Source organism: Bradyrhizobium rifense (assembly GCF_008123425.1).
Taxonomy (GTDB): Bacteria; Pseudomonadota; Alphaproteobacteria; order Rhizobiales; family Xanthobacteraceae; genus Bradyrhizobium; species Bradyrhizobium rifense.
In genome coordinates, this window is sequence record NZ_VSSS01000041.1 from 24749 (window position 1) to 40000 (window position 15252).

8 protein-coding genes, 2 tRNA genes and 2 rRNA genes (1 of these 12 running past the window's edge) are annotated in these 15252 nt (G+C 61.9%); 8 read left to right on the top strand and 4 right to left on the bottom strand.

The genetic code is table 11. From position 1 onward, the window contains the following. Window positions 1-29: 29 nt before the first annotated feature. Both metX and metW read left to right on the top strand, forming a co-directional pair. On the top strand, window positions 30-1232 hold the full coding sequence (metX, locus tag FXB40_RS26200; RefSeq protein ID WP_148775037.1) for a homoserine O-acetyltransferase MetX: 1203 nt from the start codon (window positions 30-32) through the stop codon (window positions 1230-1232). 29 nt (window positions 1233-1261) lie between these two features. Next, on the top strand, window positions 1262-1924 hold the full coding sequence (gene metW, locus FXB40_RS26205) for a methionine biosynthesis protein MetW (protein WP_148775038.1): 663 nt from the start codon (window positions 1262-1264) through the stop codon (window positions 1922-1924). Window positions 1925-2065: 141 nt separating this feature from the next. On the opposite strand, the gene FXB40_RS26210 is transcribed toward metW, so the two are convergent. Further along, on the bottom strand, window positions 2066-2929 hold the full coding sequence (locus tag FXB40_RS26210) for an alpha/beta fold hydrolase (protein WP_148775039.1): 864 nt from the start codon (window positions 2927-2929) through the stop codon (window positions 2066-2068). 215 nt (window positions 2930-3144) lie between these two features. On the opposite strand from FXB40_RS26210, the gene FXB40_RS26215 reads away from it, so the two are divergent. Further along, complete coding sequence (locus FXB40_RS26215; RefSeq protein WP_148775040.1) at window positions 3145-3798, top strand: NlpC/P60 family protein; 654 nt, start codon at window positions 3145-3147, stop codon at window positions 3796-3798. A 122-nt stretch (window positions 3799-3920) separates the two neighbouring features. Here the strand turns inward: FXB40_RS26215 and FXB40_RS26220 are convergent, their stop codons facing one another. Further along, complete coding sequence (locus FXB40_RS26220) at window positions 3921-4709, bottom strand: MOSC domain-containing protein (protein ID WP_148775041.1); 789 nt, start codon at window positions 4707-4709, stop codon at window positions 3921-3923. A 243-nt stretch (window positions 4710-4952) separates the two neighbouring features. Between FXB40_RS26220 and clpB the strand changes: the two genes are divergently transcribed. Then, window positions 4953-7592 (top strand): ATP-dependent chaperone ClpB, encoded by a 2640-nt coding sequence (gene clpB / locus FXB40_RS26225; protein ID WP_148775042.1) that lies wholly within the window; start codon window positions 4953-4955, stop codon window positions 7590-7592. A gap of 97 nt (window positions 7593-7689) precedes the next feature. On the opposite strand, the gene FXB40_RS26230 is transcribed toward clpB, so the two are convergent. Further along, window positions 7690-9309: a Vgb family protein gene (locus FXB40_RS26230; RefSeq protein WP_148775043.1), complete on the bottom strand. Its 1620-nt coding sequence runs from the start codon at window positions 9307-9309 to the stop codon at window positions 7690-7692. Between the two features lie 155 nt (window positions 9310-9464). Next, window positions 9465-11528 carry a M23 family metallopeptidase gene (locus FXB40_RS26235; protein WP_187437147.1) on the bottom strand — a complete coding sequence of 688 codons (2064 nt, stop codon included), beginning with the start codon at window positions 11526-11528 and terminating at the stop codon, window positions 9465-9467. Window positions 11529-12544: 1016 nt separating this feature from the next. Here FXB40_RS26235 and FXB40_RS26240 point away from each other — a divergent pair. The 4 genes from FXB40_RS26240 to FXB40_RS26255 all read left to right on the top strand — a co-directional run. Then, a 16S ribosomal RNA gene (locus FXB40_RS26240) occupies window positions 12545-14033 on the top strand. A gap of 191 nt (window positions 14034-14224) precedes the next feature. Beyond that, window positions 14225-14301: transfer RNA gene (locus tag FXB40_RS26245), tRNA-Ile, on the top strand. Window positions 14302-14334: 33 nt separating this feature from the next. Next, a tRNA-Ala gene (locus tag FXB40_RS26250) sits at window positions 14335-14410 on the top strand. A gap of 403 nt (window positions 14411-14813) precedes the next feature. Beyond that, a 23S ribosomal RNA gene (locus FXB40_RS26255) occupies window positions 14814-15252 on the top strand; it runs 2435 nt beyond the window's last position. Together the 16S and 23S rRNA genes with 2 tRNA genes alongside form the textbook arrangement of a ribosomal RNA operon.

The following is a 15252-nucleotide window of genomic DNA, read 5'->3' on the forward strand; positions in this document are numbered from 1 at the left end:
TTGATCGCAAACGAGGTCGATGGTCAGAGATGGTTGGCGTCAAGTCTGTCCCCAGTCCCGCGATCAGTGCCGACGATCGGTCGCACGAGGTCGATCATCCGAGTTCGGAGGTCGCGCAGTTCGGCGCCGACCAGCCGCTGCGGCTCGATTGCGGCATCGATCTCACCCCGTTCCAGATCGCCTACAAGACCTATGGCGAGCTCAATGCCGATCGCTCCAACGCCGTGCTGATCTGCCATGCGCTGACCGGTGATCAGCACGTCGCCAATGTGCATCCCGTCACCGGCAAACCCGGCTGGTGGGAGACGTTGGTCGGCCCCGGCCGTCCGCTCGATCCCAGCCGCTACTTCATCATCTGCTCCAACGTGATCGGCGGCTGCATGGGCTCGACCGGGCCCGCCTCGATCAATCCGGCAACCGGCAAGGTGTGGGGCCTGGATTTCCCCGTCATCACCATTCCCGACATGGTGCGTGCGCAGGCGATGCTGATCGACCGGCTCGGCGTCGACACGCTGTTCGCCGTCGTCGGCGGCTCGATGGGCGGCATGCAGGTGCTGCAATGGACCGCGGCCTATCCCAAGCGCGTCTACTCGGCGCTGGCGATTGCCTGTTCGACGCGGCACTCGGCGCAGAACATCGCCTTCCATGAGCTCGGTCGCCAGGCCGTGATGGCCGATCCCGACTGGCACAATGGCGCCTACGCCGATCAGGGCATCCATCCGCATCGCGGCCTCGCGGTCGCGCGCATGGCCGCGCATATCACTTATCTCTCGGACGCCGCGCTGCATCGCAAGTTCGGCCGCCGCATGCAGGATCGCGAGCTGCCGACCTTCTCGTTCGATGCCGACTTCCAGGTCGAATCCTATCTGCGCTACCAGGGCTCGTCCTTTGTCGAGCGCTTCGACGCCAACTCCTATCTCTACCTCACCCGCGCGATGGACTATTTCGACATCGCCGGCGACCACGGCGGCGTGCTGGCGAAGGCGTTCGCCGGAATCGAGACGCGCTTCTGCGTGGTCTCCTTCACCAGCGACTGGCTGTTCCCGACATCGGAATCGCGCGCGCTGGTGCACGCGTTGAACGCGTCGAGCGCGCGGGTGTCGTTCGCCGAGATCGAGACCGATCGCGGCCACGATGCCTTCCTGCTCGACGTGCCCGAATTCTTCGACATCTCCCGCGCCTTCCTGCAATCGGCCGGCAAGGCGCGCGGGCTCACCGGCAAGAATGACTGACCAAGAATGACTGACAAGGACGGCTAGCGATGTCTGTACAGGAAGTGCTGCCGCTCAATGGCCTCACTGCGGAGCAGTCCGGTCCATTTCGCGCCGACCATCTGCTGGTCGCCGAGATGGTCAAGCCCGGATCGAAAGTGCTCGACGTCGGCTGCGGCGATGGCGATCTGCTTCAGCTCTTGGAGACCCGCGGCATCGACGGCCGCGGCATCGAGTTGTCGCGCGAGGGCGTCAATCGCTGCGTGGCAAAAGGTCTCGCGGTGGTGCAGGGCGATGCCGACACCGATCTCGTGAATTATCCGGATGATGCCTTCGACTACGTGATCCTGTCGCAGACGCTGCAGGCGACGCGGCAGCCCAAGGTGGTGCTGGAGAATCTCCTGCGCATCGGCCGCCGCGCCATCGTGTCGTTCCCCAATTTCGGCTTCTGGCGGATGCGCCTGCAGCTCCTGGTCGGCGGCCACATGCCGCGCACGGAGAATCTGCCGGCCAGCTGGTACGACACCGCCAACATCCATTTCTGCACCATCAAGGATTTCATCGAGCTCTGCGACGCCATCGGCGTCAAGATGGAGCGCGCCGAGGCGCTCGACCTCTACGGCCGCCCGCTGCGGCTGCGATTGCCATGGTGGGTGTGGAATCTGTTCGGCGAGCAGGGCGTGTTTCTGCTGAGCCGCGGGCAGGGGAAGTGACGTCGTAGACCCTCACCCTGAGGAGCTCAGGTCTATCCTTCGTCATTGCGAGCGTCGCGAAGCAATCCAGAGTCTTTCCGCGGAGGGATTCTGGATTGCTTCGCTGCGCTCGCAATGACGGAGCGTGTGGGGCTTCTGTGCCTAATGCGCCGCCAGCGACCTTGGATCGCGCACCGGCCATCGGCCCGCTTCCACCAGCGTCACGAACCGCTCCACGCTCTCGTTGAACAGTGCCGGCTCCTCCAGATTGAGCACGTGGCCGGACTTCGGAAACATCGCGAGTCCCGCTGCCGGCAGATGCTTCTTCAAAAACAGGCTCGCCCCGATGCACGGATCATCCTCGTCGCCGCAGATGATCAGTGCGGGCGTGGTGGCCTTCTTGATCGCATCCGTCATCGCAAAGATCGAGGGACGGCCGCCTTGAAAACCGCGCATCGTGCTCGCCGATCCCCTGGAATCGTGCCGCGCCAGTGCGGCGTAGAAATCGGCGTGGCCGCGCGGGTCCTTCACCAGGAAGGGAATCCGGCTCGGAGCACCGCGCGTGACTTTTGCGACCTCGGCGGAGCCGAGCGTCTCGAATTGCTCGGCATTGGCGCGGCACTGCTTGCGCCAATTATCCAGGTTCTCGATCTCCGAGCCTGAGCCGACACCGGCGAGCGTCATCGACAGCGCGCGCTGCGGCGCGTTCAATCCGATCTGGAGCGATGAATAGGCGCCCATCGACAGACCGACGAGATGCGCGCGCTCGATCTTGAGATGATCGAGCACCGCGAGCGCGTCGGTGTAGAACTGTTCGTAGGTGTAGACCTCGCCTGCCGGCACGTCGGATGGCGTGTAGCCGCGCGCGGAATAGCTGATGCAGCGGTGGCCGCGCGAGAAGTAACGCATCTGCGGCTCCCAACTGGTGTAATCGGCCGCGAACTCGTGCAGAAAAATGATCGGCGTTCCCTGACCCGCCTCTTCGAAATAGATACGGACGTCGTCCCTGGTCGTGGCGTGGGGCATTAACTGTTTCCCTCTCTTCAAGCCGCGACTTCACGATCGCAGTTAATGCTGTTGTCCGCAATGAGGCAGCATCGGAGCAGCACTCACACAAAATCATCGCAGCTATTCGCGGTCGCGGCGTCTTTTTCTCGCCACATCGGGCGGCTTAACGGCCAGACCGATGTCGGCCATCGCACGGGCCGATTGGAAGTGGGGGTGTCAACGAAGGATGAAGAATGTTCGAGTTGTTTGCGTCTCGCCTGTCGCGTTGTGTTGTCGCGCTGGCGATCTTCTTCGCGGCGGTTGCCGCGTTCGTTTCTCCGGCCTCAGCGCGGCCGCATCATCGTCATAGCGCAGAGCGGCCCGCTTACGTGCATCACGCCAGACATCATCATTATCGCCACCATGCCAGCGGCTCGCGCTTCGAGCGCAGCGCGGCGCAGTTGCAGGCAAGAGGATTCGCCAACACGCAGGCTAGCTATGATCCGAACGCCAATAGCGGCGGCATGGCCAATAACGGCATGGCTGCAAGCGGTGGCTTCGGCGGGTCGGGTCTCGTCTCCGAGGCGCGCCGCTACATCGGCGGCAACCCGACCGGTCGCGGCAGCCTGTGGTGCGCGCGCTTCATGAACATGGTGCTGCAGCACACCGGCCATCAGGGCACCGGCTCCGACATGGCGAGCTCGTTCGCCCGTTACGGCACCCGCGTCTCCGGTCCGCAGGTCGGCGCCATCGCGGTGATGGGGCGGCGTGGCGGCGGTCATGTCGGCATCATCACCGGCATCGACGCGCAGGGGAATCCGATCATGATCTCCGGCAACAATGGCAACCGCGTCCGCGAGGCGCCGATCTCGCGCGGCCGGATCTATGCGTATGTGATGCCGAATTGACGGTGCCGTAGTGACGGTGCCGTAGGGTGGGCAAAGCGAAGCGTGCCCACCACGTCCGTCCGCTCGACAAAATGGTGGGCACGGCGCAAGAGCGCCTTTGCCCACCCGAGAGCGGTGCTAGCTCACACGAGCGTCGGCTGCTCCACCGCGACCGCATCACCCACGCCGATCTCACCGTCGGCGATCACCTCGGCATAGATGCCGCAATCCATGTGGCCGAGATTGCGCGACAGCGTCGGTGGGATCTCGAGATCGCGTACGGCCGTCTCGGGATCGACGTTGACGGCCGGGCAGCGGACGATGCGCTTGACCACTTTCAGCCGGGCCTGCCCGATCGCCAGCGTCTGGCCGACCAGGTCGAGCTCGGACCAGGCCGGCCAGCCCGCCACGTAAAGATTGCCGCGGAAGCGCAGGGGATGGACGGCGACACCGCCGAGCATGGTCTCGATGGCGCGAACGCTCTCGAGATTGATGATCGATACGACCTTGCGGGCGACATCCGAGAAGCTGTGGTCGCGGCCGGACAGGACCTTGGGCGGACCCTTCAGCTCCGGCTGAAAGTTCTCCGTGAAGTAGCCCTCGATCGCGGCGCGCCCCGCCGCGGTCTCGAGATCGCCGCTGGCGACGACCTGGCCATCCTTGCGGATGGTAAGGCTGTTGGTCGCATCCTCGAACCGGCTGTCGAGGGAGGCCAGCCGCTCATTGCGGGCCAGCATCAGAAACTGGATTTTCGGTTTCCACTCCGGAGCCTCCGGGTCGAACCCGCTCGGGCCGTTCTCGATGGCGTAGCGGCGGTCGGCGGGGAGGGTCTGGCCGGTCCGCAAGGGGACCCTGGGCAGGGATTCCGGCGTCAGGCCCTTGATCGGGTAGCGGTAGAGGCCGGTGATTTCGGCGGTCTGGCTGGCTGTCATAGGCCTACTTAGGGGATTCGACCTGCGCCCGCCAAGCCGGCGGATCAGCGCACGAAATTGTGAACTCGCCTCTTCCGATCCGAGGGCACGCTTCCCACATTTGGGTCAGGCCGGCGCCAGCGTCGGCTGATAACGACCGCTGTTGGTTGAGGAATGTCAACGCGACAAGCGGAAACCCAATGAAGATGCCGTTTGGGGTGCCTTAGAGGGCCCCAGGGGCAGGCCGAGGGAAAGAAAAGACCCATGAATATCGACAAATATACCGAACGCTCCAGGGGCTTCGTCCAGTCCGCGCAGTCGCTTGCGGTGCGCGAGGGGCATCAGCAGTTTTCGACCCTGCACGTCCTCAAGGTCCTCTTGGATGACAATGAAGGGCTGGCTGCCGGCCTGATCGACCGCGCCGGCGGCAATTCCCGCGCAATTCTGAAGGCGACCGAGGACGCCCTCAACAAGGTGCCGAAAGTTTCTGGTGGCGGTGCCGGCCAGATCTATCTGGCGCCCGAGCTCGCCCGTACCTTCGACGCGGCCGAAAAGGCCGGCGAGAAGGCCGGCGACAGCTTTGTCACCGTCGAACGGCTCCTGCTGGGTCTCACGCTAGAGAAGACCAGCGAGGCAGGCAGCCTCCTCGCCAAGGGCGGCGTCACCCCGCAAAATCTCAACGCCGCGATCGAGGCGCTGCGCAAGGGCCGCACTGCGGATTCCGCGACGGCCGAGAACGCCTATGACGCGCTGAAGAAATATGCCCGCGACCTGACCCAGGCTGCGCGCGACGGCAAGCTCGATCCGGTCATCGGCCGCGACGAGGAGATCCGCCGCACGATCCAGGTGCTGTCGCGCCGGACCAAGAACAATCCCGTCCTGATCGGTGAGCCCGGCGTCGGCAAGACCGCCATCGCGGAGGGCCTCGCGCTGCGCATCGTCAATGGCGATGTGCCCGAGAGTCTCCAGGACAAGAAGCTGCTGTCGCTCGACCTCGGCTCACTGATTGCGGGTGCAAAATACCGCGGTGAGTTCGAGGAGCGGCTGAAAGCCGTGCTTCAGGAGGTGACCGCGAGCGACGGCAATTTCATCCTGTTCATCGACGAGATGCATACGCTGATCGGTGCCGGCAAGGGCGATGGCGCGATGGACGCGTCCAATCTGCTCAAGCCCGCGCTTGCGCGCGGCGAGCTGCACTGTATCGGCGCGACCACGCTCGACGAATATCGGAAGCATGTCGAGAAGGATGCGGCGCTGGCGCGGCGTTTCCAGCCGATCTTCGTCAGCGAGCCCTCAGTCGAGGACACGATCTCGATCCTGCGCGGCCTGAAGGACAAGTACGAGCAGCATCACGGTGTGCGGATCACCGATTCCGCGCTCGTGGCGGCGACGACGCTGTCCAACCGCTACATCACTGATCGTTTCCTGCCCGACAAGGCGATCGACCTCATGGACGAGGCCGCCGCACGGCTGAAGATGCAGGTCGATTCCAAGCCGGAGGAGCTGGATTCGCTCGACCGTGAGATCATCCGGCTCAAGATCGAGCAGGAAGCGCTCAAGAAGGAAAGCGACCTCGGCTCCAAGTCCCGTCTTGAGACGCTTCAGAAGGAGCTGGTCGAGCTCGAGGAGAAGTCTGCGGCGCTGACGGCGCGCTGGAGTGCTGAAAAGAACAAGCTCTCCGACGCCCAGAAGCTGAAATCCGAGCTGGACGCGTTGCGCGTCGATCTGGCCGACGCGCAGCGGCGCGGCGAATTCCAGAAGGCCGGCGAGCTGGCCTATGGCCGGATCCCGCAGCTCGAGAAGCAGCTCGCTGACATTGAGGCCAAGGAGAATTCCGGCGAGATGATGGAGGAGGCTGTTACCGCCAACCACATCGCGCAGGTGGTCTCGCGCTGGACCGGCGTACCCGTCGACAAGATGCTGGAGGGCGAGAAGGAGAAGCTCCTGAAGATGGAGGAGCAGCTCGGACAGCGCGTCATCGGCCAGGCTGAGGCCGTGCATGCGGTCGCGACCGCCGTGCGCCGCTCGCGGGCAGGCCTGCAGGACCCGAATCGGCCGATGGGCTCGTTCATGTTCTTAGGGCCCACCGGCGTCGGCAAGACCGAGCTGACCAAGGCGCTCGCCGAGTACCTCTTCAACGACGAGACCGCGATGGTCCGCCTCGATATGTCCGAATACATGGAGAAGCATTCGGTCTCGCGGCTGATCGGCGCGCCTCCGGGCTATGTCGGTTATGACGAGGGCGGCGCGCTCACCGAAGCGGTGCGGCGCCGGCCCTATCAGGTCGTGCTGTTCGACGAGATCGAGAAGGCGCATCCTGATGTTTTCAACGTCCTGTTGCAGGTGCTCGACGACGGCCGCCTGACCGATGGCCAGGGCCGTACCGTCGATTTCCGCAACACGCTGATCATCATGACCTCGAACCTCGGTTCGGAGTATCTGGTGAATCAACCCGAGGGCGAAGACACCTCTGCCGTGCGTGAGCAGGTGATGGGGATGGTGCGCGGACATTTCCGCCCCGAGTTCCTGAACCGTGTCGACGAGATCATCCTGTTCCATCGCTTGCAGAGGAGCGAGATGGGCCGGATCGTCGAGATCCAGTTCGCGCGGCTCGAGAGGCTCCTGACCGATCGCAAGATCGTACTGACGCTCGATGCTGCGGGCCGCGACTGGCTCGCCGCGAAGGGCTGGGATCCCGCCTACGGCGCACGGCCGTTGAAGCGGGTGGTCCAGCGCTACGTCCAGGATCCGCTCGCGGAGATGATTTTGGGCGGCGATGTTAGGGACGGTGATCATGTTGCGATCTCGTCGGCAGGCAACGTGCTGACGTTCAACGGCAAGGCGTCGCAGACTGCCGAGATCACGCAGTTCGAGGCGCCGACGTCGAAGCGCAAGCTGAACTGATCATCGGCGTGCACCGCTAAATAAAATCGCCCCGGAGAGGTCATTCTCTTTCCGGGGCGATTTTTTGTTCGCGTCGGCCGGTCAGCCGAGCGCGGCGCTATTTCTTCACGACCTTGTAGATCGCGTTCTCGATGTCGGAGCTGAAATAGATGACGCCGGAGGCGCCGACGGCCACACCCGTTGGGATATTGCTGGGCAGGCCGCCGGGCGCGCCCTCCAGGCCGATCGGAAGATTTGCTGCGATCTCGGTGACCTTGCCGCTGTCGGGTGCGATCTCGATCAGGCGCTTGGCGCCGACCTCTGCCACGATCAATCTGCCGTCGCTCCCGCGCGCAATGCCTTCGGGCATTTTCAACTCCTTGGCGATCACGGTCTTTTCGCCGTTCTTGTCGATCCTGGAGACGGTGCCGGCAAAGGCTTCGGTGACATAGACCTCGTCGCCCGATCCGCCGACGAGCCCAACCGGACCCTCGAGACCACCGACCACCGTGGTGCGATCTTTGCCATGCTCGCCGCTGACGCGGACGAGCGATTTGGTGCCGAGCTCGGCCACCAGGATAGTGCCGTCCCCGAGCACGATCGCGTCATGCGGCGCCTTGAAGCCGTGCAGCATGTCGCGCGTGGCGCCGGTCTTGCCGTCGATCACCTGCACCGTGCCGGTGAACCAGCTCGACAGGATCACGTCGTTGCCCTTCGCCGTCGCGCTCATCGGATATTCGAGGGTGACGCCGTCGGCGTGCATGCGCGCCTTCTCGGTGACTTCGCCGGTCGTGCCGTCCACCGTGCGATAAGCGAACACGTCGGCGACGTGAATCGTATCCTTGCCGTCGTCCGAGGTGACGCCGATGCCGCCGGGCAAGGCGAGCTTGCCGATGATGATTTGCTTCGCCTGGCCGGTCGCCGGATCGACCTCCTGAATGCCGTTGTCCGCCATGTTGGAGACGTAGATGCGGTCCTTGTCGTCGATCGCGAGATTGTCCAGCGACGGCTTCAGTTGCGCGACCATGGTCTTGGCGCCGGACTTGGGATCGACCCGAACGAGCTGGCCGAGCGCGGTATCGACAACCCAGAGATTGCCCTTGGAATCGAAGTTCACAGCGGCCGGGACCTTGAAACCGTCGGCGACGACGGTCAGCTCGGCCTTGTCGACGTCGACCTTGGCGACCTGTCCCTTGAACCAGAGCGGACCGTAAAGCTTGTCGTCAGGACCGAACTCGAAGCCGTTGAGGCCCCCCATCTTCTCCATGATCTGACGGGGTGGTTTGATGCCCTCGACGTCGATCTCATAGAGCGTGTCGCCGAGGAAAACGGTCGTGGCGTAGAGCCGGCCGTCCTTGCGGTAGGCGAGCGAGTTGATGCCGGGAAGGCCGCTGGCGAGCTTCTTGATCGGGCCGTCGCCCTTGCGCGAATAGAGATCGCCGGCCAGGAATCCGGTCCAGGCCATGGTGCCGTCGGGCGCGAATGCGATGTCGTCGGCCATTCCGATCGGTGCGGGAATCGCGATCTTGGCCGTGCCGCCCGCGATGTCGACCTCATAAAGGGCCGCGCCCGCGACGCTGCCGGCAAACAGATGGCCGGCCTTGTCGATTCCGAGGCCGTGCACGCCATGGAACGCCGAGCCCGGGACGAGCTTGGTGACCTCCCAGCCCTCTGCAAATGTGCTCGTGCTCGAGAAAATTGCAGCGACGAAAGCTGCGCAGGCGAACCTGTGCTTCATGGCGAGACCTCCCATTTTTTGGAAAGTATTCGCCCGTTAGACCGCTTTGGCAAACGAAACTTGAAATTGTGGTGCGGTGAATTGACGTCGCACCACGACGTCATTTCAGGTCATTTTTTCAAGGTATGTCCGGTCGATTTCGACCAGTTATCCAATCAGCGGTTGCTGACCTGCAGCGGGCCGCCGGTGGCGTCCGACATGCGGGCAATGGCGCCGCCCCGGCCGCTCATCATGCCGTCGAGACGATCGCGCTCCTTCTCGAAGCCCGTGAGCATCGGCCCTTCGAGCGAACGGCCGCGCGGCAGTTTCACGCGCATCGGGTCGACGAAACGGCCGTTGACGAGGATTTCGTAGTGAACGTGCGGGCCGGTCGACTGGCCGGTCGAGCCGACGAAGCCGATGACCTGGCCCTGCCGCACCTTCTTGCCGGGCTCCATGCCCTTGGCGAAAGCCGACATATGACCGTAGGCGGTCTCGTAGCCGTTGTTGTGCTTGATGCGGACGTATTTGCCGTAACCGCCTTCGAGCTGGGCCTTTTCGATCACGCCGTTGCCGGCGGCGAAAATCGGCGTGCCGTAGGCGGTGGCCCAGTCGACGCCGGTGTGCATTTTCACATAGCCGAGGATCGGATGGCGGCGGCCGCCGAAGCCGGAGCGCATGATGGCGCTGTTGACGGGCTTGCGGACCAGGAACTTCTTCGCGCTCTTGCCGGTCTCGTCATAGTAGTCGACGACACCGTCATCGGGGCTCAGATACCGGTAATATTTCTTGGTTTCTCCGCCGACCGTGAGCGAGGCGAACAGCACCTCGCTCTTGTCGACCGCCGTCGAGCCCTCGTCTTCGCCGGCGTAGAACACGTCGAACGAGTCGCCCGGCGCGACCTTGCGCTGGAAATCGACGTCGTAGGAGTAGATCTTGATCATGTCGTCGATGACCGGCATTGGCACTTTGTTGCGCATCGCGGTCTCGTAGATGCTCTGGTAGAGCCGCACGCCGGTGCCGTCATCGTCGTCATCGTCGTCGCTGTTGGCGTTGGCCGTGGCGTCCGCGACGGTATTCATGGTGGAAACGTCGACCGCGACGTATTTGCCGAGATCGGACAGCGCCGCAATCGCCTCGACCATGGTGTCGTTGGCAACAACGACGCGGTAGGGCTGCAGCCTGGCGCCGGGGCTTGCGGGCGCCAGCAGGATGCGAAGTTTTTCGCCTTCCTTCAGGCCGCCGTCGCGGCCGCGGGGGCCGAGCGTCGCTGCGATCGACTTGATTTCGTCCGCCGTGGCGCCGAGATCGCGCAATACCGAGGAGACCGAGTCGCCCTTCTTGACGACGTGGACGCGTTCGCAGTTGGGATTGCCGCCGGTGATCTGCTCCTTGGTCTTCGGCAGCAGCGTAACGTTTTCCGGCACCACGCGGGTCTCGAAGCCGGCATAGGGATCGGACGGCGACACTTCAGTGGCGTAGGCCATCTTCATGTCGGACGGGCCGGTCGCGCCGGAGATGTCGGCGGTGGCATTGGCAAGCGAGGCGTAGCGAACCCCGCCATTGCCGCGCCAATTGGCGGCATCGCGCACCCGCATCAGGATGTCGTCGAGCGCCACCACGGCGGAAATCTTGGCCTTCGGCAGCACCGGCGAGAGGTCCTTCGTGACGAAGGAGACCTCGGCGTCGGGCTCGACGGCTTCAGGATTGTTCGGATCGTCGGTTGCGGTCTTCGGATCGGAGCCGACGTCGGTGAGCATGCGCTGCGCGTTGAACGGCGGTATTTTCGCCGACAAATCGCTCGTCGTCATCGACAGATTGCCGGCGATCCGGATGAAGGGGCGTACCCGCATCACGTCGCGGTTGCCGACGCGGGCAACCGTCGAGACGCGTACGATGTTGCGCGAGGCGGTGGAATCGTTCGGCGGCGGCAGGCGGTCGCTCTTGTGCAGCGTGGCGGTGCGATCGGCAGCTCCGAATGCACCACGCAGCGCGCCCTCGACCCGCTCCGGCACCTTGGCGAAGGTCATTTCGCCGTCGAGAGATGCGAAAACGGCGCCGCCGATCAGGGCTGCGCCGCAGAGTCCGGTCAGAATGGTACCGCTGAACCATTGCACCGAGACGCGACGGCGATCGATGACGGCGGCTTCGGAACCATCGACGGAAAGCGGCGGCTCGTGGCCGAGATCGATGATCCCGGTCTCACGCCCGTAAGCGCCGCGTGACGTCCTCTGGTTCAACCCAAGTCCCCCAATCAACGACCCGAAACCTTCGCTTCGTGCTTTTCCCTGGTCGCCCTCTTGCAGGGGGATCGCGAAAAAAGCCGTGCCGCACAGGTGCTCGCGCTCAGGAGGCCCCGATCAGGGCCCGGCCGAAATTACGAACAGCAAGGCAGGTGAAGATCTCTCGATGTCTTTCGAATGTCCGAAGAAGGCCGCGTCATCATCAGATCGCCTTCTCTGGACCCCATGAAAATCGCGGCAGCCCCCACTGGCATCCCGCGATTCAAGCTTGTCTCTTATCAGAACGCCGCGGGATTGTGGCTCTAGTACGGCGCCAAACATGGAAAAAGTTTCCTGAACGGCCGGGCGCTGGGGTCTTGGTCCGGGAGGCGCCGCAGGCCGCTTCCGGAGTTCCAGCATGGACCCTCGCCGGGCCCCTCTGGAGCCCCTTCCGAGCCCCCTGGGGGCCAAACTTTTTTTCAGATTTTTTGCCGAGCCGCTTCGCTCCGCCGTTTTCACGTCCGTCTAATTGACTGGAATCGCTCGATTATTTTCGACAATCCACTGTGCGACGATTTGTTGACGATGGGCGTTGACAATCCCGGGCGGGGGGGCCTATAACCCGACCACTGAGCGCGGCGCCGCCGGGTCACTGACCAAGGCGAGCGAACGCGCCACTGATGCTCCTCACCTCGTTGAGTGCACAACAGCCGACACAAATCGGTTGGGGTTCATTCGTCGCCGGTAAGGGTGTCGGAACCCTTCCACTCTGGAAGGATGGGGCTTCCTGGTCCCGGGCTGTTTGACAAGTGAAGATGAAGAAAGAGAAACGTGGACGGCGGAGTCCTTGCGGGTCTCGCATCTGAGAAGCTTCGGCTTTTCTGATCGAGACCGGACGAAAGACTTCGGCGGTACACGTTTCCAAGGAAACACCATCGTTGCCCGCGATGTGAATCGCAGGCAGCACATCGACTTCGGTCGATAATGGTGGGACCTCGTCAAACGTTGTGATCAGCCGGTTCAAAGTTCAAGTCCAACTTGAGAGTTTGATCCTGGCTCAGAGCGAACGCTGGCGGCAGGCTTAACACATGCAAGTCGAGCGGGCGTAGCAATACGTCAGCGGCAGACGGGTGAGTAACGCGTGGGAACATACCTTTTGGTTCGGAACAACACAGGGAAACTTGTGCTAATACCGGATAAGCCCTTACGGGGAAAGATTTATCGCCGAAAGATTGGCCCGCGTCTGATTAGCTAGTTGGTAGGGTAATGGCCTACCAAGGCGACGATCAGTAGCTGGTCTGAGAGGATGATCAGCCACATTGGGACTGAGACACGGCCCAAACTCCTACGGGAGGCAGCAGTGGGGAATATTGGACAATGGGGGCAACCCTGATCCAGCCATGCCGCGTGAGTGATGAAGGCCCTAGGGTTGTAAAGCTCTTTTGTGCGGGAAGATAATGACGGTACCGCAAGAATAAGCCCCGGCTAACTTCGTGCCAGCAGCCGCGGTAATACGAAGGGGGCTAGCGTTGCTCGGAATCACTGGGCGTAAAGGGTGCGTAGGCGGGTTTTTAAGTCAGGGGTGAAATCCTGGAGCTCAACTCCAGAACTGCCTTTGATACTGAAGATCTTGAGTCCGGGAGAGGTGAGTGGAACTGCGAGTGTAGAGGTGAAATTCGTAGATATTCGCAAGAACACCAGTGGCGAAGGCGGCTCACTGGCCCGGTACTGACGCTGAGGCACGAAAGCGTGGGGAGCAAACAGGATTAGATACCCTGGTAGTCCACGCCGTAAACGATGAATGCCAGCCGTTAGTGGGTTTACTCACTAGTGGCGCAGCTAACGCTTTAAGCATTCCGCCTGGGGAGTACGGTCGCAAGATTAAAACTCAAAGGAATTGACGGGGGCCCGCACAAGCGGTGGAGCATGTGGTTTAATTCGACGCAACGCGCAGAACCTTACCAGCCCTTGACATGTCCAGGACCGGTCGCAGAGATGTGACCTTCTCTTCGGAGCCTGGAACACAGGTGCTGCATGGCTGTCGTCAGCTCGTGTCGTGAGATGTTGGGTTAAGTCCCGCAACGAGCGCAACCCCCGTCCTTAGTTGCTACCATTTAGTTGAGCACTCTAAGGAGACTGCCGGTGATAAGCCGCGAGGAAGGTGGGGATGACGTCAAGTCCTCATGGCCCTTACGGGCTGGGCTACACACGTGCTACAATGGCGGTGACAATGGGATGCTAAGGGGCGACCCTTCGCAAATCTCAAAAAGCCGTCTCAGTTCGGATTGGGCTCTGCAACTCGAGCCCATGAAGTTGGAATCGCTAGTAATCGTGGATCAGCACGCCACGGTGAATACGTTCCCGGGCCTTGTACACACCGCCCGTCACACCATGGGAGTTGGTTTTACCTGAAGACGGTGCGCTAACCAGCAATGGAGGCAGCCGGCCACGGTAGGGTCAGCGACTGGGGTGAAGTCGTAACAAGGTAGCCGTAGGGGAACCTGCGGCTGGATCACCTCCTTTCTAAGGATGATCCTTCAGCGAGCTTCGGCTCACTATCGGATCGTTTTAGAAACATCAGTGGCCAACGGTCGTCAGGATCGTTGAGCTGCATTGGCGGGATTTCGCCGTCTACGTTTCTCTTTCTTCGCGGACGAACACGCGCTGGGCCTGTATGCGCAGGATCCCATGGTCCTTAACGGGATATGCGTTAGGGGCTTGTAGCTCAGTTGGTTAGAGCGCGCGCTTGATAAGCGTGAGGTCGGAAGTTCAAGTCTTCCCAGGCCCACCACACTCATCGAGTGAGCATTCGTCTTCTGGGTACGGGGCCATAGCTCAGCTGGGAGAGCGCGTGCTTTGCAAGCATGAGGTCGTCGGTTCGATCCCGTCTGGCTCCACCAGATGGTTTGATCACCAACGATGACACTGTCGTCCGCGAAACATCACTTCGCATCCTGCTAGTCTGGATAGACAGCAGTTTGCGTGATTTCTGACATCGTAAAGAGGAGATCGATCCGAGTTGGATCGTGCAGAGAATATCTGCGCGAGACTTCATTATCTCCGGATCATTTCGGCGCTCGTGCGCCTTTCAGTGCAGCTCACAAGGCTGCGTCTGAAAGACACGCGAGTTGTAAATGATCCTTTTAGCGAAGCTTGACCGCCTCGCTATCGGAACGATCTTACGAAGCAAGCTGGTCTTTCTAATCATTGTCCGGCTGCAGATAGCGTTCATCGAGGGCGCGTGCCGCGAGGTAATTCTGCAGACAACATTCTGCCGAGTGTGTGGACATTGATAATGAGAGCAATCAAGTGCCTTAAGGGTGTTCGGTGGATGCCTTGGCGCTGAGAGGCGATGAAGGACGTGCTACGCTGCGATAAGCCGTGGGGAGCTGCGAAGAAGCTTTGATCCGCGGATTTCCGAATGGGGAAACCCACCTTCGATAGCCGGAACTCCAAGACCTTTGTCGAAAGACATCGGTGTGGGGTTCGATCAGATAATGTGAGAAGCCTAAGCCTTTAGATTTCGATCGAAGAGGTTTTGGATTTCCGGTTATCAAGAGAAGGTATGAGACTTCTGAATACATAGGAGGTTTCAAGCAAACCCAGGGAACTGAAACATCTAAGTACCTGGAGGAAAGGACATCAACAGAGACTCCGTTAGTAGTGGCGAGCGAACGCGGACCAGGCCAGTGATACATCAAAGACAATCGGAACCAGTCAGGAAAGCTGGGCCTCAGAGGGT